The following is a 22,549-nucleotide window of genomic DNA, read 5'->3' as shown; positions in this document are numbered from 1 at the left end:
CGGTGACCGTCACCGGCACCGCTGAGAAAGCTGGAACAGCCGATAAGGCCGGTGTATCCCCAGAAAGCAGGATGTTCACTGATGTACCGACTAGGAGTTGACGTTGGTGGCACGTTCACGGACGTTTTGCTGATCGAAGAGGCGACCGGCAGGACGCGCCGGACGAAGGTGCCGTCGACGCCCCAGGACCAGTCCGTCGGTGTCATCGAGGGCGTGACCCGCGTGCTCGCGGACGCCAAGGCCCGCGCGGCGGACGTCCGCCAGTTCCTGCACGGGACGACGGTGGCCACCAACGCCGTACTCGAACGTCGGGGGGCCCGGGTGGGCCTGATCGTGACCGTCGGCTACCGACAGGTCCTGCACATCGCCCGGTCGTTTGTGCCTGGCGGGTTGGGTGGCTGGATCGTCTGGGACCGGCCGGCCGAGCTGGTGGCGCTGGAGGACGTGCGCGAGGTCGCCGGGCGGCTCGACTTCCGGGGCGACGAGATCGAACCGCTCGACGAGCCGGCCGTACGGGCCGCCGTCCGCCAGCTTGTCGACCGTGGCGTGGACGCCCTCGCCATCGGCTTCCTCAACTCCTACGCCAATCCGGCCCAGGAACTGCGGGCCGCCGAGATCGCTGTCGAGGAGGCGCCCGGCGTGCCGGTGTCCACCTCCGCCGGTGTCCTGCCCGAGTTGGGGGAGTACGAGCGGACGCTGACCACGGTCGCCAACGCCTACGTCCGGCCCGGCGTGGGGGCCTACCTGCGCAACCTGAGCATGAAACTGGTCGCCGATGGCCTCGTCGGCGAGCGTCGGGTGCTGCGCTCCGACGGCGGCCTGATGACCTTTGAACGCGCCGAGGACATCCCGGTCAGCCTGCTGATGAGCGGGCCCGCCGGCGGGGTCGCCGCGGCGGTGGCCCTCGGGCCGGCCGCCGGCTACCGCGACCTGCTCACCCTCGACATGGGCGGTACCTCCACCGACGTCGCCCTGATCGAGGACGGCACCCCCGTCATCCGGCGCGAGACGACCGTGGCCGACCTCGCGGTGCGCGCCCCGTCGATCGACGTGCAGACCGTCGGGGCCGGTGGCGGTTCGATCGCGCACGTGCCCGAGCTGACCGGGGCGCTGCGGGTCGGCCCGGCCAGCGCCGGTGCCCTCCCCGGCCCGGCGACGTACGGTCGCGGGGGCGTGCTGCCTACCGTCACCGACGCGAACGTCGTGCTCGGCTACCTGCCGCACGCGCTGCTCGGCGGGGCGATGCCGCTCGACGTCGAGAAGGCCCGTACCGCGGTCGGAACCGTCGCGACCAGGCTCGGCGTGTCGGTGGAGGCCGCTGCCGCCGCGATCATCGACATCGTCAACGAGAACATGCTCGGCGCGCTGCGGCTGGTCTCGGTGCAGCGCGGCTACGACCCGAGGCGGTTCGCGCTCGTCGGCTTCGGTGGGGCGGGCCCCCTGCACGCCAACGCCCTGGCGAAGCTCCTCGGCTCCTGGCCGGTGGTGATCCCGCAGTCGCCGGGGGTGCTCTGCGCCTACGGGGACGCCTCGACGGGCGTGCGGGCCGAGGCGAACAAATCACTGGTACGCCCGCTCGACGACGTTGACGAGGAGCAGTTGCGGCGCGAGTTCGCCGACCTGTCCGCGCAGGTCGACACGGAGTTCGACCGGGCCGCCGTGCCCGAGGACGCCCGTACGGTGCGGTTCGAGGCCGACGTGCGCTACCACGGCCAGGGTTTCGAGGTCTCGGTCGATGTCGGTTCGTCCCGGCAGGAAGCCCTGATCCCCAAGCTGCGAAGTGGATTCGACGAGGCGCACCAACGCCTGTTCGGCTTCGCCCTCGACGAGCAGCACGAAATCGTCAACATCCGGGCGGTGGGAGTCTCCGGGGCCGAGCGGATCAAGCCGGTGGAGATCGAGCGCGGCGACCGGGACGCCTCCCGCGCCGTGATCGGCCGTCAGCAGGTGTACGTCGACGGTGGCTGGCAGGAGGCGTCGCTCTACGACCGCACCGCCCTGCGCGCCAACAACGAGCTGCTCGGACCGGCGATCGTCGTCGAGATGGATTCCACCAGCCTGGTCCTCCCGGGCTGCGTCGCACGCGTCGACAGACTGGGCAACCTGCTCATCCTGCCGACCGAGGATGGAGTGGTCCGATGAGTGCGGTCATCGTCGAGACGCCGCGGCCGGCGCGTCCGGTGGAGGTCGAGACCGCGGTGCTCGACATCGTCGAGAACGCGCTTCGCAACGCCCGCTTCGAGATGGACGCCGTCGTCCTGCGTACCGCGATGTCACCGGGCATCCGGGAGCAGCACGACGCCTTTCCGCTGATCGCCGACCGGCGCGGGCGCATGGTCGCCGGGCAGTTCGGTTCCTTCATCGACGGCTTCCTCTCCGGCTACGACGGCACGGTCGAGGAGGGCGACGTCTTCTTCACCTCCGACCCGTACGCCTGCGACGGTGCCATCAGCCACGCCAACGACTGGCTGGTGCTGCTGCCGATCTACCACCAGCGGGCACTGGTCGGCTGGGCGGCGATGTTCGGCCACATGAGCGACGTCGGCGGCAAGGTCCCCGGCAGCCTGCCGACCGACGCCGTGTCGATCCACGAGGAAGGGGTCATCGTCCCGCCGGTGAAGCTGTTCCGGGGCGGGACGCTCGATGCGCAGCTTCTCGACACCGTCCTCAACCAGGTGCGACTGCCCAGCTGGAACCGGGCGGACCTGAACGCCGTCCTGGCGTCCTGCCGGACCGCCGAGACCCGGGTCCGGGAACTCTGCGACCGGTTCGGCGTTGACACCTACCTGTCGACGCTGGACCTGCTGCTGGAGCGCAACCGGCAGGCGATGGCGAAGCTCTTCCGCCAGGTCATCCCCGAGCAGCCGGTCACCTTCGAGGACTTCGTCGACGACGACGGGCGCGGTGAGGGGCCGTTCCGCATCCGGTGCACGCTGTGGCGCGATGGCGACCGGGTCATCCTGGATTTCACCGGGACCAGCGACCAGGCCGACGGGTCGATCAACTTTCTGCTGAACGAGAACGTCCTGCGGATGTTCTTCGGCGTCTACACGATCATGGCGGTCGACCCGCTGATCCTGTTCAACGACGGGTTCTATCCGTTGGTCGACGTCCGTATCCCCGAGGGCAGCCTGCTCAAGCCCCGTCGACCGGCGGCCATCTCGTGCCGTACGCACGCCCTGGGCCGGCTCTTCGACGTCCTCGCCGGGCTGCTCGGGCAGTGCGAGCCGGACTTCCTCTGCGCGGCCGGGTTCTCCTCGAGCCCGCACCTGATGTTCTCCGGTCTGGACCGCTCGGGCAAGTGGTTCCAGCTGTATCAGATCGGCTTCGGTGGGGTCCCCGCCCGCCCGATCGGCGACGGCTTCGACGGGCACTCCATGTGGCCCTCGTTCACCAACGTGCCGAACGAGTACCTGGAGGCCTACTACCCACTGCGCATCGAGTCCTACGAGTCGATCCCCGACTCGGGCGGCGCGGGCCTGCACCGGGGCGGTAACGGCATCCGGGTGGGCTACCGGTTCCTCGAACCGGGCCAGGTGTCGATCCACGACGACCGCTGGTTCACCAAGCCCTGGGGTGTGCTCGGCGGCGAGCCGGGGCAACGCGGCACGAAGATCCTGGAGCGGGCCGACGGATCGCGGCAGGTGGTGCCGGCCAAGTGCGACCACGTCGCCGTGACGCCCGGGGACCTCCTGCACTTCGTCACCTGGGGTGGCGGTGGCTGGGGCGACCCGCTGCAACGCGATCCGGAGCAGGTGCGCTACGACGTCGAGCAGGGTCTCGTCACCGTCGAGGGCGCCCGCCGGTACGGGGTGGTCCTGGCCGGCGACGACGTCGACCACGGCCGCACCCGGGCGCTGCGCGCCGAGCTGGCCGCCGCCCGGCAGGACCTGCCCCGTTTCAACCGGGGCGGCACGCTGGAGGAACTGAAGGCGCGCTGCCTCACCGAGACCGGGCTGGCCCCGCCACGGGAACCGTCCCGCAGCCGGCTGCGGGGGGAGCCGACGGCGGCCCCCGGACGCACCGCGGACACGGCGCGGACCCGGCGCCCGGTCGAGGCGGACCGGGCAGGTGGCATCCGGTCCGCGGGACCGGCGCCGCGCCCCGAGACGCCGGCGCTCTCCCCGCTGGAGGCGCTCGTGCACCACATCGCCCGGCAGGTGACCCGGCGATGAGTCCCACCCCTTCCCGGACCAGCAACGTCCTGGACAACGGCGGGCACCCGCCCGTCGACGAACCCTCGGAGGAGAACTGTCATGGCTGACCTTCAGATGTCCGCGCTCGGAATGATCGAGACCCGTGGCCTGGTCGCGGCGGTCGAGGCCGCCGACGCGATGGTGAAGGCCGCCACCGTCGTGCTGGTGGGCACCGAGTACATCGGCGGTGGACTGGTCACGGTGGTGGTCCGCGGCGATGTCGGCGCGGTCAAGGCCGCCACGGACGCCGGCGCGGCCAGCGCCTCGCGCCTGGGTGAGGTCGTCTCCGTGCACGTCATCCCTCGCCCGCACACCGAGGTCGAGGCGATCCTGCCCACCGGGGCGACCCGGGGCGGAAACAAGGCCTGACCAAGGCGTCGCGTGCTCATCGAAGGAGCTGATACATGAGTCGGGTGTGGACTGCTGTCGATATCGAGGACATCGCCCGGTCGCACGAGCCGCGCGAAATCCTTCTGGGCCCGCGTGACCTGATCTCCCCGCACGCGGAGGACATCGCCCGGGGCCTGGGCATCGACGTCCGCAGGACGGGACAGGACGTGCCGCTGGAGCCGGCGCCAGCACCGGTCGCGACCGGTGCTGGCGCGACGCAGACCGGATGCGACGACGCCGACGGCTGCTCGTGCGGCTGCGCGGGCGCGGAGGAGGCGGAACGGACCATCCGTACCATCGCCGCCGCGCTCTCGTCGGCGAACCCGGACGCGGACGCGTCGACGGTGGCCAGCGAGACGCTGCGGGCGCTCGGCGCCTACGGCGGCCCGGGCGTCGGCTCTCCCGAGCAGGCGCAGCCGCTGCCCGGGCAGCTGCTGCCCAAGAAGGCGAAGGGGGCCCGCCCCCAGTTCTTCGCCGAACCGGGCATGGAGGCCCTGGTCTCCACGGTGGTCACCCTCTCGTCCGAGGTGTGGGTGCTGCGTGAACGCCTGATGACCCTGGAACGTCTGCTCGCCGACAAGCGGGTGGTGCAGCGCGGTGCGGTGGACGACTTCACCGTCTCCGGCGAGGACGCGGAGATCCGCGACGCCGAGGCGGCGGCCTTCGTCGCCCGGGTGCTCCGGGTCTTCTACGAGTGGCGCGAGGAGATCGTGCGGGAGGAGACCCCGGAGTCGTACCGGGAAGTCATCCGGCAGGCCTTCGCGCAGGTGGGGGAGGGGAAGTGAAGCAACAGCAGCAGCACGGCCTGTTGCCGAGGGAGAACCACGACGAACTCGCCCGGGAGAACTTCGTCCGGGCGCTCAAGTCGCACATCTCCACCGAGGTGACCCCGGGGGTCCGGGAGTTGTACACGCACCGCGTCGTCTCCCGGTACGAGCGGGAAGAGGGCGTCCCGCCCCGTGACCGGCAGACGGTACGCAGGGCGATGGAGCCGGAACCGTACTACCAGCTCTGGAGTTCCGTGCGCCGGGCGAGCCAGGACCTGCTCTGGAACGTCGTGGCGGACAGCATCGCCCGGCAACTCGACGACCTGAAGGCGCGGGCGGACCGGGCCGAGCGGGGCCTCGGCTCGCTCGAACTGGACCCCGACTTCGCGCTGCCCTGGTACTTCTGGGGCATCGACATCCACGCCATGCCCGGCGGCTACCGGGGCGAGTACGCGGCGGACGATCTCACCGCCGGGGCGCTCTACGACCGGGGCGTCTACGTGTACGCCATGGGCCAGATGGGCGCGCTCAACGACGACTACGGCCAGTCCGTGGTCAACAACTACCTCAGGAAGGAGCACCGGGACTTCCGCCCCCGGCGCATCCTGGAGATCGGCTGCGGGGTCGGCAACTCGACGCTGCCGTACGTGGACGCCTACCCGGACGCCGAGGTGCACGGCGTCGACGTCGGCGCGGCCCTGCTCCGCTACGGGCACGCCCGCGCGGAGTCGCTGGGCCGCAAGGTGCACTTCGCGCAGCAGAACGCGGAGGCGACGACGTTCCCCGCGGGGCACTTCGACCTGATCGTCTCGCACATCCTGCTGCACGAGGTGCCGCCGGACGCGGTCCGCGCCATCCTGCGGGAGTGCCACCGGCTGCTCGCTCCCGGCGGCATGATGATCCACGCGGACTTCCCGGGGTACGCGGGCCTGGACCCGCTGGTGCAGTTCCTCATCGACTGGGACACCTGGAACAACAACGAGCCGTTCTGGGGCCCGATGCGGGACATGGATCTCGTCCAGGCCGCTCGGGACGCCGGGTTCACCGGTGACTGCTCGGAGCTGTCCTGCAAGCGGGAGTGCGTCGAGGAGGTCACCACGCCCACCGGCCGGATCCTGCAGAGCGGTGAGCGGCGGCGCAGTGGCAGCCTCTCGCTGCTCGTGGGCAGGCGCTGACGTGGCGCGCGGTGCCGTCGAGCTGCGGACCTACGCGTTCGTCGACCGGCTCCAGCCGCAGATGGCCGCCCTGATGGGCAGCATCATGTCGGGCGACCCGGTCGTCGAGGGGATGTCCCAGCTCTACCTGGAGATCTCGCCGGGCAGCGACGTGTACGCGCTGGTCGACGCGGCCGTCAAGGGAGCCGGCGTCCGGCCGGGCTCCCAGGTCGTCGAGCGGCAGTACGGCATGACGGAACTGCACTCGATGTCGCAGGACGCCGTGCGCCAGGCGGGCCGGACGATCCTCGACCTGCTCGGGATGACCGAGGCGGACGCGCAACCCGCGGAACTCGTCTCGGCGAAGATCGTCTCCAACATCGACGCCTACCAGGCGCAGTTGGTGAACCGGTCCAAGAAGGGCTCCCTGCTGGTGGCCGGCGAGTCGATGCTCGTCGTCGAGTGCCAGCCGGCCGCCTACATCTCCGCTGTGGGCAACGAGGTGGAGAAGTCGGCGGACGTCAAGATCGTGGACGTCCGCGGTGTGGGTCAGTTCGGGCGGCTGTGGGTCTCCGGGCTCCACTCCGAGGTCGACTCGGCCCGGGACGCGGTCCGGCAGGCCTTCGAGAAGACCCCCTGGTCCCACCGACGCTAGAGGAACGAGGTGGTTCGGCATGCGTATCGCGAGGGTGATCGGGTCGGTCGTCAGCACCATCAAGGCCGACACGCTGACCGGAGCAAAACTGCTTGTCGTCGCGCCTCTGGGTGAGGCGCCTGCCGCAGAGCCGTACGTCGCGGTCGACACCGTCGGTGCCGGCCGGGGAGAGGTCGTCCTGGTCGCGATGGGCGGTGCCGCGCGACTGGCGGAGCGGCAATCCAGTCAGGCGCCAGTGGACTCCACCATCGTCGCGATCGTCGACCGGTTGGAGACCGAGGCATGGGTCAACTACGTGAAGGACTGACGTGGATCTCTGGGATGCGGGTGCCCTCGGCATGGTCGAGACGCGCGGACTGACCGCCTCGATCGTCGCCGTCGACGTGATGGCCAAGGCGGCCGAGGTGAAGGTGATCGGCGTCCGTCGGATCGGCGCCGGTCTCGTCACCGTGTCGTTCATCGGCGACATGGCGTCGGTGACGGCGGCGATCGAGGGCGCGCGGCGCGCCGTCGCGGCGGTCGGCGGGACGCTCGTCTCGACCGTCATCGGTCGGCCCGCCATCCCGACGGGCCTGCTCCGCGACACCGACCCGACCGGCGCGCAACAGGCCGACGACCGACAGGCCGACGACGGGCAGGTCGACGCGGAACAGGCCGACGGACGGCAGGCCGACGGGGGACAGGCAGACGGACCGGAGCCCGGCGGTGAGCGGGCCGGCGGCGACGAGGCCGGGGAACCGGCCGGGAAGGCCGTGACCGGCGCAGGCCAGAAACGGCGATCGGCGCGGCCGGCCGCCCCGAGGCGGCGCCCGCCGGCGTCCGGCCCGCCGGAGCCGCCCTCCGCACCACCTACCGACCGACCACGAGGGAAGTGACATGCGCGGATACGTCGGCCCGGCGGGCGGGCAGATCCACTACCGGGGGAGCGGTGCCCGGGGGCCCGTGGTGGCGCTGTTCCACGAGTCGCCGCAGGCGTCCAACGTCTTCGAACCCGCCATGCCCGCCCTCGGGCGGTCGCTTCGCGCGTACGCCTTCGACACGCCCGGATACGGCCAGTCCGACCCGCCGGTCGGCCCGCTGGAGATTCCCGACTACGCGCGTCTTCTGCTCGACGCGATCGACGCGTTGGGCATCGAGGAGTTCGCCGTCGCCGGACAGCACACCGGTGCCTCCCTGGCCCTGGCGGTCGCCCAGCTCGCCGGGCCCGGCCGGGTCACCCACGCGATCCTCTCGGGTCTCGTGCTCGACCGGGCCGAACGGGAGGAACTGGGCGCCTCCTGGGCACCCGACAAGCCGGTCGATCCGGCCGGCGGGCACCTGAGCGACCTCTGGGCGCGGTACCTGGAGATCTGGGAACAGCCCCCGGAACTGGTCAACCTCGCCGTGGCGAACATCGCGTCGGTGTTCGCGCGCTACAACTGGGCGTACGGCGCCGCCTTCCGTTACGACCCCACCGACGCCCTGCGGAGCGTGCCCTGTCCGGTGCTCCTGCTCACCGCCGAACGGGACATGCTGGCCCACTGCGACGCGCTCGCGCTGGCGGTCCGCCCGGATGCGAAGGCCGTCCGGCTGACCGACACCACCGGTCAACTGCCGTGGCGGGTACCGGAGGAGTTCGCCGCGGTGCTGTCGTCCTTCATCACCGAGGTTCCCGGAGGGGCGCCGTGAGCGAAGACGCGGATGTGCTGGTCATCGGTGCCGGTACCGCAGGTCTGCCCTGCGCGATCGAGGCCGCGCGGGCCGGGCTCCGGGTCGAGCTGGTGGACGTGGGCACCGACATCGGGGGGACGTTGCGCGTCTCCGCCGGGCACATGAGCGCCGCCGGCACCCGCCGGCAGCGCCAGGCGGGCATCGACGACGATCCGGACCAGCACTACGCCGACGTGACGCGCATCGGACACCACCGGGGGGACCCGGCCCTCATCCGGCTGGCGGTCGACGAGGCCCCCGGTGTCGTCGACTGGTTGGACGAGAACGGCTTCCCGTTCGCCCCGGGCACCCCGGTGGTCTACCACGGGCACTCCCCGTACTCCCGGCCCCGCACGTACTGGGGGGTCGCACACGGCCGGTCGATCCGCGAGACGCTGCGACCGCTCCTCGACGAGCAGGTGGCGTCGGGCCGGGTCACCCTGCGGCTGCGGTCCCGCGCCACGCACCTGACCACCGAGGGCGGCGCCGTCACCGGCGCCGTCGTGCAGGGCGTCGAGGGTTCCCGCGAGTTGAGGGCGGGCGTCACGGTCCTCGCGTCGGGCGGCTACGGGGCCAACCCCGCGCTCTTCTCCGCGCTGACCCCCGGCGGGCCGCGCCTGGTGACCAACGCGGTGAAGACGGCGACGGGCGACGCCATCGAGATGGCCTCGCCGCTGGGTGCCGGGGTCCGCTTCGGCGACCTGCACACCCCCCGGCTCGGCCTGCTCGAACGGCGCTCCGAGCCCGGGCGGGTGGACTTCTGGTCCGAGTTGGCGCACCTCGCCCCCGCCGAACGTCCTCCCCGGGAGATCTGGGTGAACGCTCGCGGTGAACGGTTCGTCGCCGAGGATCTCGACGACGTCACACGTCACGAGCGGGCGGTGCAGGACCAGCCGGGGGGCGAGTTCTGGATCGTGTTCGACGAGGCCAGCATCGACGCGGGAGCGTCCCTGGTGCCCTCCTGGGGCGCGGACCGGCTCCGCGTGGAGGCGCGCCGGGGGGACGTGGCCTGGGTCGCCGACGACCTTCCGGACCTCGCCCGCCGCGCGGGCATCGACCCGGAGGGGCTGTTGCGTACGACGCGGGCGTACAACCTGGCGGTCGAGCGGGGATCGGACCCGCTGGGCCGTCGGGTCCTGGACCGGCGCGTCGGCCGGCCGCCCTACTACGCGGTGCGGTCGGTGGCCGCGTTGCTGTGCAGTTTCGGCGGACTGGACGTCGACACCGGCTTCCGGGTCCGGCGTGCCGGTGGCGAGGTGATCCCGGGGCTGCACGCCGTCGGGGAGGCCCTCGGGATGGGGGCCACCAGCGGTGCCGCGTTCTGCGGGGGGATGGCGGTGACCCCGGCGCTGGCGTTCGGTCGCCTGCTCGGCCGGCGGCTGGGCGCCCGGCGCGATCAGCAGGGGATGTATCTCTGATGTCCTGTATGCACTGAGGTCCGGATGCGGGCCTCCCTCTGATTACCATCAGCAAAATCTGCCGTTGACAGCTGATAGCGAATGGCTGTTGTATACAACAACCACTCAGTGGGCTGCTATGAGAGGTGTCCAATGTCTAGCGATCTGCACCACGAAGGACCGCTCCACGGCGTACGCGTGGTCGAGTTCGGGTCCCTGCTCGCCGGGCCCTTCTGCAGCCAGCTGCTGGCCGACTTTGGTGCCGAGGTCATCAAGTGCGAGCCACCCCGCCAGGGCGACCCGATGCGCGAGTGGGGCCAGGAGAAGCCCCACGGCAAGTCGTTGTGGTGGCCGATCGTGGCGCGCAACAAGAAGTCGATCACCGTCGACCTTCGGACGCCCGACGGGCAGGCGGTCGCCCGGCGGCTGATCGCACAGTGCGACGTGGTGGTCGAGAACTTCCGCCCCGGGACCATGGAGCGCTGGGGCCTCGGCTATGAGCAGACGTCGGCGGAGAACCCCGGTCTGATCATGGTCCGGGTCTCCGGCTTCGGCCAGACCGGGCCGTACTCGACGCGGCCCGGCTACGGCTCCGTGGGAGAGGCGATGGGCGGCCTGCGGTACGTCGTCGGGGACCCGCAGACGCCACCGAGCCGGGTGGGCATCAGCCTCGGCGACTCGCTGGCCGGGACCTTCGCCGCCCTCGGCGCGGTGATGGCCCTGCGGGTACGCGACCGCAGCGGTCGCGGCCAGGTCGTCGACTCGGCCATCTACGAGGCGGTGCTGGCCATGATGGAGTCGCTGCTTCCCGAGTACGCGTTGGGCGGTCACGTGCGCGAGCGCACCGGGGCCATCCTGCCCAACATCGCCCCCTCCAACGTCTACCCGACCCGGGACGACGGCCTCGTGCTCATCGCGGCCAACCAGGACACGGTCTTCCGACGCCTGGCGGCGGCCATGGACATGGCGGACCTGAGCACCGACCCGCGCTTCGGCACCCACGCCGCGCGCGGCCGCAACCAGGTCGAGCTGGACGAGATCATCTCGAAGTGGTCGGAGCAGCACGACACCGAGCACCTGATGACGCTGATGGTCGAGCACGACGTCCCGGTCGGTCAGGTCTACCGCGCCCCGGAGATGCTGCGCGACGAGCACTTCGCCGCCCGCGAGGCCATCGTCCGGCTCGCGCACCCGGAGTTCGGCGAGTTCCCCATGCAGAACGTCGTGCCGAGGCTGTCGATGACACCGGGCAAGGTGAAGTGGGTCGGCCCGCAACTCGGTGAGCACACCGACGAGGTGCTGACCGACATCGTCGGCCTGGCGACATCCGAGGTCGACGAGCTGCGCGCCAGCGGCGTCATCTGAGGACGGACATGGTTAACGATCTTCACGCGGACTACCGCAGGGCCGGCTTCGGCGGCGACCTGGGGCGCGGAACACGCCGGGCGCTCCTGCTGGTCGACTTCGTGCGGGCGTACCTCGACCCGGCGTCGCCGCTCTACACCGGTGACCAGGACCCGCCGGCCCTGCGGGCCTGCGCCACACTCCTCGATGCCGCGCGGCGCAACGGCAGCCCAGTGGTCCACACCAGGGTCGAACTCAGTCCTGGCGGACTCGACGGCGGGCTGTTCACACGCAAGGTGCCGGCCCTACGGGTCTTCGAGCGCGGCAGCGAGTTCGGCGTCGCGCCGCCGTGCCTGGCCCCGATGGCCGGCGAACCGGTCGTGACCAAGCAGTACGCCAGCGCGTTCTTCGGCACCAGCCTGGCCAGCACCCTGCGGGTGCTGGGGGTGGACGCCCTGATCGTCGCGGGCGCCTCGACGAGCGGCTGCGTCCGGGCCAGCGCGGTGGACGCGTTGCAGCACGGCTTCGTCCCGCTCGTCGTCGCCGACGCGTGCCTGGACCGGGATCCGCGCCCGCACGAGGCCGCGCTGTTCGACCTCGGCGCCAAGTACGCCGAGGTCCTGACCCTGGACGAGGCGACGACGCTGCTCGGACCGGGAGGTGTGTGATGCGGGTCCTCGGGTACGCACGACGGCGGGTGCTCTTCCTGCCACTGGGACTGCTGTCCGTCATCGTGCTGGCGTTCCTGCTGGTCAACGCCCTGCCGGGCAACCCCGTGGGGGTCATCGCGGGGCCGGCCGCCTCGCCGGAGGACCTGGTCGAGATCGAACGTCGCCTCGGCCTGGACCGGCCCCTGTGGGAGCGGTTCGTCGACTACCTCGCCAACCTGGTGCGCGGTGACCTCGGGTCGTCGTACTACACCGAACGCCCGATCGTGTCCGAGATCCTGCGGTTCGCCCCGGCCACGCTCGAACTGGTGTTCCTGTCCCTGGCCATCGCCGCGCTTCTCGGCGTGGGCCTCGGCACGCTGGGCGCGTACTACAAGGGCACGATGGCCGACCGGACGTCCCGGTTCGTCATCACCACCTTCCAGTCGATTCCCGACTTCTTCCTGGCCCTGCTTCTCATCTATCTGTGCTTCTACGTCGCCGGGTGGGCGCCGGCCCCGGTGGGCCGGCTCGGCCTGATGGACGAACCGCCGCCGACGGTCACCGGGGCACTGCTGGTCGACTCGCTGCTCTCCGGTGACATGCAGATCTTCCGGTCGGCGGCGGCACACTCGATGCTGCCGGTGCTGACACTCGGCATCTACTACTCGGCGTACTTCGCCCGCAGCACCTACGCGTCGCTCGTACCGGCCCTGGAGTCCAAGCAGGTCGAGTTCGCGCGGGCCTGCGGTCTTCCGGAGCGGACCGTCCTGGCGTACGCCTTCCGGCAGGCGCGGACCCCGATCCTGACCTACGGGGGCATCCTGCTCGCCGCACTGCTCGGCGGCGCGGCGATCATCGAGACCATCTTCTCGTGGGGCGGCTTCGGGGAGTGGGCGATCGACTCCATCCTCCAGCTCGACATGCCGGCCGTCCAGGGCTTCATCCTGGCCGCCGGTTTCGGGACCCTGTTGGCCTTCACCGCACTGGACATCCTGGTCGCGGTGCTCGATCCGAGGGTGCGCTATGACTGAGACCCTGACCGCCGACCCCACCACGGTCACCGCTCCGGCGACCAGGAAGCGACGCAGGGGGCACCGGCGGCTACGGCTGTGGATACCCACCGCGGTCCTGACGAGCATGCTGGCGGCGGCCTACTTCGCCCCACTGCCCCACGATCCGGCGGAGCCTGCCGCCGCCACCCTCACGGCACCCGACGGCGAGCACTGGATGGGCACCGACAAGTTCGGGCTCGACGTGTTCAGCCGCCTGGTGGCCTCGGCTGGCGTGGACATCCCGCTGGCCCTCGCCGGCATGCTGATCTCGCTCGTGATCGGCGTCCTGCTCGGGCTGGCCGCCCTGCACCGGGGCCCCTGGGGCGAACGCGTCGTCCGCGCGCTCGACGTCTTTCAGGCCTTCCCGCTGCTGATCCTTGCGATCGCCCTGGTCGCGCTGATGGGCAACAACATCGAGAACGTCGTCGTCGCCATCGCCATCATCAACGTCCCACGGTTCGTCCGGCTGGTCCGCAGCGAGGGCCTGACCATCCGGGAGAGCCGATACATCGAGGCGGCCCACGCCATCGGCGCGACCGGACCGCGCGTCATGTTCCGGCACGTCCTGCCGAACATGACGGGCATCATCCTGGCCCAGGCGTCCCTGGCGGTGGCGCACTCGATCGTCGTGATCGCCTCACTCTCCTTCCTGGGCATCGGCATCAACGCCGCGGACGCCAGCTGGGGAGCAATGATCCAGACAGGAGCGCAGAACATGACGACCGGCCAGTGGTGGGTCTCGGTCTTCCCGGGGCTCGCCATCTTCCTGACCGTGCTGTGCTTCAACGCCATCAGCGACGAACTGCAGGACTCCTTCGGCCGGGCGAGGCAACGATGAGCGCCCTGAACGCACTGCGCCGGCCACGGACCCGCCCCACCCCGCCGGACGCCGGGGGCGCGAACCGCCGCCTCCTCGAGGTGCGCGGCCTGACCACGCGGTTCGACACGCCGGACGGCGTGGTGCACGCGGTCAACGGCGTCGACTTCCACGTCGACCGGGCGGAGATCGTCGGCGTGGTCGGCGAGAGCGGATGCGGCAAGTCGGTCACCATCCGCTCGATCCTCGGCCTGGTACGTCCCCCGGGGCGGGTGGTGGACGGCACCGCCCGCTTCGACGGCGTCGACCTGCTCGGCCTGCGCGGCGCGGAACTGCGCCGGCTGCGGGGCAAGGAGATCGGCTTCATCGCGCAGAACCCGTTCAGCGCCCTGAACCCGGTGATGCGCATCCATCGACAGTTCGCCAACATCATGCAAGCACACGGTGTGAAGTCCGACGGTGAGGTCCGAGACCGGGCGCGTACCGCACTGACCGACGTCGGCATTGCCGGACCGGACCGGGTGCTCGACGGCTACGCGCACCAGTTGAGCGGCGGCATGGCCCAGCGGGTCGTCATCGCCATGGCCATGCTGCTCAACCCCGCATTCGTCATCGCCGACGAACCGACGACCGGTCTCGACCTGACCGTGCAGCGGCAGATCCTGGACCTGATCCGCGCCCTGGTCCGCGAGCACGACCGGTCGATGCTGCTGGTCACCCACGACCTCGGCGTCGTGGCCCAGTACTGCGACCGGGTGGTCGTCATGTACGCCGGCAAGGTCATCGAACACGGGACGGTGCGGGAGGTGCTGAACTCGCCGCGTCACCCGTACACGCAGGCGCTCATCCGGGCCATCCCCCGGCCGGGCCAGCCGCTGGTGCACCTCACGGGACGGCTTCCGGACCTGGTCGACTATCCGGCCGGGTGCCCCTTCCGGGCACGCTGCCCGCATGCCTTCGAGCCGTGCGGCCACGTGGTCCCGGAAGCGGTGACCGTGGCGTCCGGCCAGACGTACTGGTGCCACCTGCCGCAGGAGACGGAGGTCGTCGGATGAGCCTGCTGGAACTGGCGAATGTCAGCAAGGAGTTCGACCTCGGGGGGAGCACCCGGGTCTACGCGCTCGACGACGTGTCGCTCTCGGTGGACGCCGGCGAGACGGTGGCGATCATCGGCGAGAGCGGGTCCGGAAAGTCGACGTTGGGCCGGCTGGCACTGCGACTGATCGAGCCGACCCGTGGGTCGGTCCGCTTCGAGGGCAGGGACGTGCTCGCGCTGCCCCCTGCGGAGCTGCGGAAGCTGCGCGCGAAGCTCCAGATCATCTTCCAGGAGCCGTTCGAGTCGCTGAACCCGCGCATGCGCGTGGCCGACATCATCGGCGAACCGCTCGCCATCCACCGGCCCGGGACGTCCGCGCAGGACCGTCGGGCCCGGGTCGACCGGGTGATCGAACAGGTGGGGCTCGCGCCCGACATGGCGCGGCGCTATCCCGGTGAGCTCAGCGGCGGGCAGCAGCAGCGGGTGGGCATCGCCCGGGCCGTCGTGACTGAGCCGTCCCTGATCGTCCTCGACGAGCCCACCTCGTCGCTCGACCTCTCGGTACGCGCCCAGATCCTGCAACTCCTGGCCGACCTCCAGGCGGAACTCGGCATGGGCTACCTGTTCATCTCGCACGACATCCATACGGTCCGCTACGTCAGCGACCGGATCGTGGTCATGTACCGGGGACGTGTCGTCGAGACGGGCCCCTCCGAGCGGGTGTTCGCCGACCCACGGCACCCGTACACCCAGGCACTGCTGGCCGCGGCCCTGCCCGTCGACCCCGATGAGGAGATGCCGCCGGCCCGCCTCGTCGGCGATCCCGCGAGCCCGACCACCCTGGTGCGGGGATGTGTCCTGTACGGACGGTGCCCGGTGGGCGAGGACCGCTGTGCACAGACCGAGGTACGGCTGACACCGCTCGACGCCAACCGCGAGGTGGCCTGCATCAAGCCGGGCGCGCCCGGAAGCTGACGACGGTCGGTCGGCGCGGCTCCGGGTGGCCGCCGACGCGCGGAGGCCACCCGGATCGTTGGCGCTCAGAGGTCGGGGCGGTCGACCATGGCGTCCAGGAGCACCGTCCGCGCGGCCAGCACGTGTGCCCGCATCGTGCTCGACGCCCACTCGGCGTCCCTGGCCCGCAGCGCCGCCACGAGATCACGGTGGTGCGCCATGCTGCGTGCCAGCGCGTCCGGCTCGTAGAGGCGGAACGCGCGGACGATGAGCGGAACCTCCACGACCGACGAGAGCAGCGAGGTGAGCCGGGGGCTGGCGGCGGCACCAATGACCAGGCCGTGCAGTTCGGCGTTGAGGGTGGCGATCTGATCCAGGTCCTGCGAGCTCATCCGCTGCGCCCGCTCCTCCATCTGGTCGCAGAGCAGGCTCAGCTTCGGCAGACAGTCGGCGTCGATGCGCTTGGCGGCCAGGGCGGCGCCGTAGCTCTCCAGCCGGGCGCGGATCTCGTAGATCTCTTGGAGGTCGGCGAGCGACCACTCGGCCACCCGCGCCCCACGGTTGGGCTGGAAGACGACGAGGCCCTCGGCCGTGAGCCGGCGCAGGGCCTCCCGGATCGGGGTCCTGCTCACGCCGAACTGCCGGGACAGTTCCACCTCGCCCAGCCGTTCGCGCGGGCCGATCGCGCCGCTCAGAATCGCGCTGCGTAACGCGTCGTAGGCGTCCTCCGCCGCATTCGTCAACTGTGCCTCCGTTGTGTGAGCGGCGTGCGGCACTCGTCCTTGCCGCCTGCCCGACGGTCTGAGATTGTATACACATGACGGTCCAAGTGGTAGAAGTGTCCCCTCGCGACGGTTTGCAGAACGAAGCCGAGATCCTGTCGACGGCAAGCAAGGTCGAACTGATCCGGCGGTGCGTCGACGCGGGTGCCCGGCGGGTCGAGGCGGTGTCGTTCGTCCGCGCCGACCGGGTGCCCCAGATGGCCGACGCGGAAGCCGTCATGGCCGGGGTGCCCCGGCGTGACGACGTGTCGTACATCGGGTTGGTGCTCAACCGGCGCGGGCTGGTCCGGGCGCTCGCGGCCGGGGTGGACGAGGTGAACTGCGTCGTGATCGCCACCGAGACCTTTAGCCGGCGCAACCAGGGCGCCTCCGTCGACGAGATGGTCCGGGCGTGGTCCGACATCGCGCAGGCCACCCACGCGGCCGGGCTGCGGGCCAGCGTCACGGTCGCCGCCGCCTTTGGCTGCCCCTTCGAGGGAGACGTCTCCCCGACGGCCGTCGGGGACCTCGTCCGCAGGCTGGCCGACGGCGGGCCCGACGAGATCGCCCTGGCGGACACCATCGGGGTGGGCGTTCCCCACCAGGTCCGGGAGCTGGTGGCCGCGGTGACGGCGGCGGCCCCGGGCGTGCCGCTGCGCGGCCATTTCCACGACACGCGCAACACCGGCATCGCCAACGCCCTGGCGGCGGTCGAGGCTGGCGTGACGGTGCTCGACGCGAGCGTCGGCGGGATCGGTGGCTGCCCCTTCGCCCCGGCGGCCACCGGCAACGTCGCGACCGAGGACCTCGCCTACGCGCTGCACCGCTCCGGCCACCCGACCGGCCTCGACCCACGCAAGGTCATCGAGACGGCGGCCTGGATCGGCGACCAGCTCGGCAAGGCGGGGCTGCCGGGCGCGCTCGGCAGGGCCGGCTGGTTCCCGGGCGACCTGGCCAGCGTAGGTTGAGCCGCCCACCGACGAGTGGTCCGTCGTCGGTGCCACGTCGTGCCGGCCGTGCCGTCGACGGGAAGGGAACGCGGCGATGGGGGAGCAACGGTCCGGCCCGCTCAGCGGCGTCCTCGTCGCCGACTTCTCACGCATCCTCTTCTCCCGGATCCTCGCCGGACCGTACGCGACCATGCTCCTGGCCGACCTCGGCGTCGAGGTGGTCAAGGTGGAAGGGCCTGGCGGGGACGACACCCGGACGTGGCTGCCGCCCGTGCGGGAGGGCACCTCCACCTACTACCTCGGCGTCAACCGCAACAAGCGGTCCATCGCCCTCGACCTCGCCGACCCCGACGACCTGGCCGTCGCCCGGGAACTGGCCCGTCGCGCCGACGTCATGATCCAGAACTTCCGGCCCGGCGGCCTGCGGCGCTTCGGTCTCGACTACGACAGCGTCGCCGCCGTCAACGAGCGGATCGTCTACGCCTCGATCAGCGGGTTCGGCGCTGGCGCTGGCGCCAACCTGCCCGGCTACGACCTCGTGGTCCAGGCCGCGTCCGGTCTGATGAGCCTCACCGGTGAGCCGGACGGCCCGCCCTACAAGGCCGGGGTCGCCGTGTTCGATGTGATCGCGGGCCTGCACGCTGCCGTCGGCATCCTCGCCGCGCTGCACCACCGCGACCGCTGCGGCACCGGCCAGCACGTCGAGGTGGACCTGCTCTCCTCCGCGCTGTCCGGCCTGGTCAACCAGACCAGCGGCCACGTCGCCGGCGGCGCGACGCCGTTCCGGATGGGCAACGGGCACCCGAGCCTGTTCCCGTACGAACCGCTGCCCACCGCCGACGGCGACCTCGTCGTCATCGCCGGCAACGACGGACAGTTCCGCAGGCTGTGCCACGCCAGGTCCGAACGCTGTGCCGTCGGGCACGACATGCCGCAGGGGACCGGGGTGGAGCCGACGATCCAGTGGTGCCGAACCAGAAATCGCTGTCGCGGGCCAGGCCCCGGATCACCTTCTTGATCAGCGGCAGCGCGGCGCGTAGCCGTTTGTTGTAGCCCGGCCGCTGGGGCAGATAGGGGAACATGCTTACCAGGTGGATACGGGCGTAGCGGATCCAGTGCGTTTCCGAGCGGGCACCGAGCAGGACCTGCGCCACGGCCAGGCAGACCAGCCCGGAGTCGGTCAGCAGGGGTGGCCCGCCGCGCCATCGGGGCGTGCGGATGGTGTCTTCGATCTTCACGTAGAGGGCGGTCAACCCCGTCGATCAGCAGTCGGGACCGTTGGGGCGGCAACTGCTCCACGAGGCCCACCGCCCTGAGCCGTCCTCGCCAGCAGAGTACGTCGGCCTGGCCGAGCCAGCGCCTATGCCAACGGCACCGCGGTTAGTACTGCAACGGCAGTTGGTCAGGGGTAGCCGCGTCGTCGGTAGTGGCAGGTTCGGGCTTGGTGTTGGCGTCGTCGGCGCCAGCGCGACCAAGCCCAGACGCGCTCTGGTGGGTGAGTTGATCGCACTACGAGTGCGGTGAGCAGTCTTCGGATCTCCGGTACTGTGTAGCCGATCATCATGCCGTCGCCGGGACTGGATCCCTTTTGCGGTAAGGGATCGGGCCACGGACAGCCAGGCGTGGGCGGCCATGGACAGGGCGATGTGGGCGTACCAGGCTCGCCAGTCGCGGACCTGGTATTCGTCGAGGCCGGCTTCGTTCTTGGCCTGCTGGAAGCACTCCTCGACCGCCCACCGGGCACCGGCGATGCGGGCGAGGTCGACCAGGCGGGTGCGGCGTGGCCCGTAGCAGACGTAGTAGGCGATCTCGTCGGTGGCGATGCTGCGCCGGGCCAGCAACCAGTGCCCCCGGCCGGGCTGCCAACCGATGCGCACTGGCACCCGTGCCCATCAGTACTCGCGGGGGCCGTGCGTGCCGGCGCCAGCAGACAACCGGCACCACGCCCGAGCCGGCAGAGCGGCAATCAGCTCGTCCGCGCGGGCGATGCCCATGGTGGTGGTGATCATGTCGTCATTGCGGCGGGTCGCGACCACATAAGCCACATTTCGGTGTTCTAACCACAGCCGCAGCGACTTCGACTGACCGTAGGCCTCGTCCATGGTCACCCACCCCACCGGCACTCCGGCGTCCAGCGCACGGGCCAGCATCTGGCGGGCCATTTGCACCTTCGTGGCGAACTCGACCTCGTCCGGAATCCCTGCGGCCCGGCACCGGTCCCGGTCCTCGGTCCACGAAGTCGGGAGGTAGAGCTGCCGGTCGACCAACGCGTGGCCCTTGCTGGAGCGATAGGCGAGAAACACCCTGACCTGGCAGTTCTCCGTCCGACCCGCGGTCCCGGAGTACTGGCGCACCCCAGCCGACCGCGTGCCCTTCTTCAGGAAGCCCATGTCGTCGACGATCAGCACACCGCCCGGATCGCCGAGGTGCTCGCCCACGTAGTCCCGCACATCGTCACGGACGGCGTCAACGTCCCAGTCTGCCCACCGCAACAACCGCTGCATCCCGTCCGGCGACACGTCCCCGGCCTGCTCCGCAAGAGTCCAGCCGTTCTTGCGACCCAAACCCGAGACCGAGGATCACGACAGGCTCAGTGTCTTGTTGACGATCACGGCCTGCAGTGCGGCGAACCCGAACAGCATGATCAGCAACGGCAGGCGGAACTCGGCTCCGCCCAGGCCGATCATCTCACCGAGCACACCGACGGCCGCGCCTGCGGCGAAGGCCAGCGATCCCAAAGAGGTCACCAAGGCGACTAGACTTGCGCGAGCTTCAAGGTTTTGCCGATTGTCATCGGCGGTGGGGCAATGGTACGTGTCGCCCCTCGGACACAATTTAGTACATGATCCACTTGGGGTTGCCTGAGCGGACACCGTGCGGGCTGTCGGCCGGTAGGTCAGGGTCAGTCCCAGTTCACGGTAGACCCGTGCCTTGTCGGCGGGGTCGGCGTTGCGCAGCACGGTGGTGATGTTTCCCAGGGTCTCCACGAGTCGGTGTATCTCGTCCGGGCTCATGGTCTTACGTCCCGTGTAGCGGCGCAGGGTTGCTTCGGCGGTGACCTTGAGCCACGTGAGCGGAGCTGTCATGCGCCGCGTGTAGTTGCACCAGATCACCAGGGTGGCCGTACCGATATCCTTGACCGTTGACGCAGCCGATCGCGGTGACGGCAGCGTGTTGCCGCTCGGTCTCCACCCCCTCGGCGACCACCGACAGTTCGAACGCCCTCGCCAGCCGGGTCACCATCTCCACCGTCGAGTACGCCCGCTTGTCGTCATCGAGCCGTGCCACGAACGAACGGTCGATCTTCAATTCCGTCGCCGGAATCCGGTGAAGGTAGCTCAGCGATGAGTACCCCGTGCCGAAATCGTCAATGGCGATCCGGACCCCCATCTCACGCAGTTGCCGCAGCCGGCCGATAACCGCCTCCGTGCCATCGAGCAGCGCCGACTCGGTCAGTTCCAGGGTGAGTGCCCGGGGAGACAGCCCGGCGGTGGCGGTCGCGGCGGCCACCGTCGTGATCAGATCGGGTCTGCGTAGATGAGCGGCGGTGACGTTCACCGACAAGGCAATCCCCGGCGCCCGGTGCCGCCAGGTCGCCGCCGCTTGACACGCTTCCTGGAGCACCCATCGGTCGATTGGCAGAATCAGCCCTGTCTCCTCTGCCAGCGGCAGGAAACGTCCCGGGCCTATGGTTCCCAGTCGCGGGTGTCGCCACCGCACCAGTGCCTCAGCGCCGCTGACCGCTCCGGTCGCGAGATCGACGATCGACTGGAAATCCAGGCTCAGTTGTCCCTCGTCTACCGCCCGTCGCAGGTCTGCGATCATTTCCGCCCGGCCCACTGCGGCGTCGCGCAGAGCGGGGGTGCACGTTCGATATGCAGCCTTCCCGGCGGCCTTGGCCGCGTACATGGCGATGTCGGCGTCGCGTAACAGATCGGTGTGCGAGGCGTGCTGCGGACCGTACTCGGCGATGCCGATGCTCGCCGATGCCTGCTCCCCCGGATTCTCCTGCTCCGACGACGGGCCCAGGGCGCTGAGTAACCGGCGGGCCAAACTCTCTGGTGACACGACCTGACGGCGGTCAACGAGGATCGCGAACTCGTCCCCGCCGAGCCGCGCGACGGTAGCGTCGCCGTCCACCACGGCCCGCATCCGCTCGGCGACGTCGGCAAGCACCAAGTCGCCGCTGGCATGTCCGAACCGGTCGTTGATCTGCTTGAAGCCGTCGAGGTCAAGCAGCAGCACCGCAACGGGCTTCCTGTCCCGAAGCGCCGCGCGAAGCCGTCGGGTGAACAGGAAACGGTTGGGAAGGCCGGTGAGTTGATCGGTGTAGGCAAGCTGACGCAACCGGGCGACCAAACGTAGATTCTCGTTGGCCGCCAATCCCTGACGCACCGCGAGCGTGGCGAGCAGCACCATCATTCCCACGAACACCAGTGGTGGGATTTGACCGGAAGGAAGGCGGGCCAACACCACGGCCACGATGGCCCCGCCAACCGGTAGGTAGGGCATCGCCACCCGCCACCACGAAGGCAGGGACGGCTCGACCGCGTCGTCGATCTCGTCACGCATGCTCGGCGGTGGATACCGGGTGGCGGCAGCGACGAGGAGATAGCTCAGGGGCCAGCACACGTCGATCGGGTGACCGGCGGTGTAGTTGGGTTGCGTCCACGGAAGTGGTGTACGACTTGCCCGTGATGGGCGTGTTGCGTAGATGAGAGACGGCCACCGCGCGAT

Annotated in this window: 20 protein-coding genes and 3 pseudogenes; 18 read left to right on the top strand and 5 right to left on the bottom strand. The window is 70.5% G+C overall.

Annotated elements, in window-relative coordinates:
• Positions 1-81 precede the first annotated feature (81 nt).
• The 16 genes from ACPXCB_RS11080 to ACPXCB_RS11005 all read left to right on the top strand — a co-directional run bounded on the left by ACPXCB_RS11080 (position 82) and on the right by ACPXCB_RS11005 (position 16,122).
• Positions 82-2,142, top strand: coding sequence for a hydantoinase/oxoprolinase family protein (locus ACPXCB_RS11080; RefSeq protein ID WP_425874557.1), 2,061 nt, complete (start codon positions 82-84; stop codon positions 2,140-2,142).
• Positions 2,139-4,175, top strand: coding sequence for a hydantoinase B/oxoprolinase family protein (locus ACPXCB_RS11075; protein WP_425874555.1), 2,037 nt, complete (start codon positions 2,139-2,141; stop codon positions 4,173-4,175). The genes ACPXCB_RS11080 and ACPXCB_RS11075 overlap by 4 nt, the downstream gene beginning before the upstream one ends.
• Before the next feature lie 81 nt (positions 4,176-4,256).
• The gene (locus ACPXCB_RS11070; RefSeq protein WP_425874553.1) at positions 4,257-4,565 is read left to right on the top strand and encodes a BMC domain-containing protein; all 309 of its coding nucleotides are present in this window, start codon (positions 4,257-4,259) and stop codon (positions 4,563-4,565) included.
• A gap of 35 nt (positions 4,566-4,600) precedes the next feature.
• Positions 4,601-5,371 carry a hypothetical protein gene (locus tag ACPXCB_RS11065; RefSeq protein ID WP_425874551.1) on the top strand — a complete coding sequence of 257 codons (771 nt, stop codon included), beginning with the start codon at positions 4,601-4,603 and terminating at the stop codon, positions 5,369-5,371.
• The gene (locus ACPXCB_RS11060; RefSeq protein ID WP_425874549.1) at positions 5,368-6,528 is read left to right on the top strand and encodes a methyltransferase domain-containing protein; all 1,161 of its coding nucleotides are present in this window, start codon (positions 5,368-5,370) and stop codon (positions 6,526-6,528) included. The genes ACPXCB_RS11065 and ACPXCB_RS11060 overlap by 4 nt, the downstream gene beginning before the upstream one ends.
• Before the next feature lies 1 nt (position 6,529).
• Positions 6,530-7,162, top strand: coding sequence for a hypothetical protein (locus ACPXCB_RS11055; RefSeq protein WP_425874547.1), 633 nt, complete (start codon positions 6,530-6,532; stop codon positions 7,160-7,162).
• A gap of 19 nt (positions 7,163-7,181) precedes the next feature.
• The gene (locus tag ACPXCB_RS11050; RefSeq protein WP_425874545.1) at positions 7,182-7,469 is read left to right on the top strand and encodes a EutN/CcmL family microcompartment protein; all 288 of its coding nucleotides are present in this window, start codon (positions 7,182-7,184) and stop codon (positions 7,467-7,469) included.
• A 1-nt stretch (position 7,470) separates the two neighbouring features.
• Positions 7,471-8,037, top strand: a complete 567-nt coding sequence (locus ACPXCB_RS11045; protein ID WP_425874543.1) for a BMC domain-containing protein — start codon at positions 7,471-7,473, stop codon at positions 8,035-8,037.
• A 1-nt stretch (position 8,038) separates the two neighbouring features.
• Positions 8,039-8,830: an alpha/beta fold hydrolase gene (locus ACPXCB_RS11040; protein WP_425874541.1), complete on the top strand. Its 792-nt coding sequence runs from the start codon at positions 8,039-8,041 to the stop codon at positions 8,828-8,830.
• Positions 8,827-10,269: an FAD-dependent oxidoreductase gene (locus ACPXCB_RS11035; protein WP_425874539.1), complete on the top strand. Its 1,443-nt coding sequence runs from the start codon at positions 8,827-8,829 to the stop codon at positions 10,267-10,269. The genes ACPXCB_RS11040 and ACPXCB_RS11035 overlap by 4 nt, the downstream gene beginning before the upstream one ends.
• Before the next feature lie 132 nt (positions 10,270-10,401).
• Positions 10,402-11,613, top strand: a complete 1,212-nt coding sequence (locus ACPXCB_RS11030; protein ID WP_425874537.1) for a CaiB/BaiF CoA transferase family protein — start codon at positions 10,402-10,404, stop codon at positions 11,611-11,613.
• Positions 11,614-11,621: 8 nt separating this feature from the next.
• Positions 11,622-12,260: an isochorismatase family protein gene (locus ACPXCB_RS11025; protein WP_425874535.1), complete on the top strand. Its 639-nt coding sequence runs from the start codon at positions 11,622-11,624 to the stop codon at positions 12,258-12,260.
• A complete protein-coding gene (locus tag ACPXCB_RS11020) occupies positions 12,260-13,273 on the top strand; it encodes an ABC transporter permease (RefSeq protein WP_425874533.1) in 1,014 nt (337 codons plus the stop codon). Before ACPXCB_RS11025 ends, ACPXCB_RS11020 begins: the two co-directional genes overlap by 1 nt.
• A complete protein-coding gene (locus ACPXCB_RS11015) occupies positions 13,266-14,132 on the top strand; it encodes an ABC transporter permease (RefSeq protein ID WP_425874531.1) in 867 nt (288 codons plus the stop codon). Before ACPXCB_RS11020 ends, ACPXCB_RS11015 begins: the two co-directional genes overlap by 8 nt.
• Positions 14,129-15,166, top strand: a complete 1,038-nt coding sequence (locus ACPXCB_RS11010; RefSeq protein ID WP_425874529.1) for an ABC transporter ATP-binding protein — start codon at positions 14,129-14,131, stop codon at positions 15,164-15,166. The genes ACPXCB_RS11015 and ACPXCB_RS11010 overlap by 4 nt, the downstream gene beginning before the upstream one ends.
• Complete coding sequence (locus ACPXCB_RS11005; RefSeq protein WP_425874527.1) at positions 15,163-16,122, top strand: ABC transporter ATP-binding protein; 960 nt, start codon at positions 15,163-15,165, stop codon at positions 16,120-16,122. Before ACPXCB_RS11010 ends, ACPXCB_RS11005 begins: the two co-directional genes overlap by 4 nt.
• A gap of 65 nt (positions 16,123-16,187) precedes the next feature.
• Here the strand turns inward: ACPXCB_RS11005 and ACPXCB_RS11000 are convergent, their stop codons facing one another.
• The gene (locus ACPXCB_RS11000) at positions 16,188-16,844 is read right to left on the bottom strand and encodes a GntR family transcriptional regulator (protein WP_425874525.1); all 657 of its coding nucleotides are present in this window, start codon (positions 16,842-16,844) and stop codon (positions 16,188-16,190) included.
• 74 nt (positions 16,845-16,918) lie between these two features.
• Here ACPXCB_RS11000 and ACPXCB_RS10995 point away from each other — a divergent pair, with 74 nt between their 5' ends.
• The gene (locus ACPXCB_RS10995) at positions 16,919-17,830 is read left to right on the top strand and encodes a hydroxymethylglutaryl-CoA lyase (RefSeq protein ID WP_425874523.1); all 912 of its coding nucleotides are present in this window, start codon (positions 16,919-16,921) and stop codon (positions 17,828-17,830) included.
• Between the two features lie 76 nt (positions 17,831-17,906).
• Positions 17,907-18,650: pseudogene (locus tag ACPXCB_RS10990) on the top strand (CaiB/BaiF CoA transferase family protein); the annotation flags it as partial.
• A gap of 29 nt (positions 18,651-18,679) precedes the next feature.
• Here the strand turns inward: ACPXCB_RS10990 and ACPXCB_RS10985 are convergent.
• From ACPXCB_RS10985 to ACPXCB_RS10970, 4 genes and pseudogenes are all read right to left on the bottom strand, one after another.
• Positions 18,680-19,065 (bottom strand): annotated as a pseudogene (locus tag ACPXCB_RS10985) (IS982 family transposase); the annotation flags it as partial.
• Between the two features lie 307 nt (positions 19,066-19,372).
• Positions 19,373-20,385 (bottom strand): annotated as a pseudogene (locus ACPXCB_RS10980) (IS701 family transposase); the annotation flags it as partial.
• Positions 20,386-20,391: 6 nt separating this feature from the next.
• On the bottom strand, positions 20,392-20,898 hold the full coding sequence (locus ACPXCB_RS10975) for a hypothetical protein (RefSeq protein WP_425874521.1): 507 nt from the start codon (positions 20,896-20,898) through the stop codon (positions 20,392-20,394).
• The gene (locus ACPXCB_RS10970; RefSeq protein ID WP_425874519.1) at positions 20,831-22,384 is read right to left on the bottom strand and encodes a putative bifunctional diguanylate cyclase/phosphodiesterase; all 1,554 of its coding nucleotides are present in this window, start codon (positions 22,382-22,384) and stop codon (positions 20,831-20,833) included. The genes ACPXCB_RS10975 and ACPXCB_RS10970 overlap by 68 nt, the downstream gene beginning before the upstream one ends.
• Positions 22,385-22,549: the final 165 nt, after the last annotated feature.

Source organism: Micromonospora sp. DT62 (genome assembly GCF_049847285.1).
Classification (GTDB): Bacteria; Actinomycetota; Actinomycetes; order Mycobacteriales; family Micromonosporaceae; genus Micromonospora; species Micromonospora reichwaldensis.
This window is presented reverse-complemented; position numbering and strand designations above follow the sequence as displayed.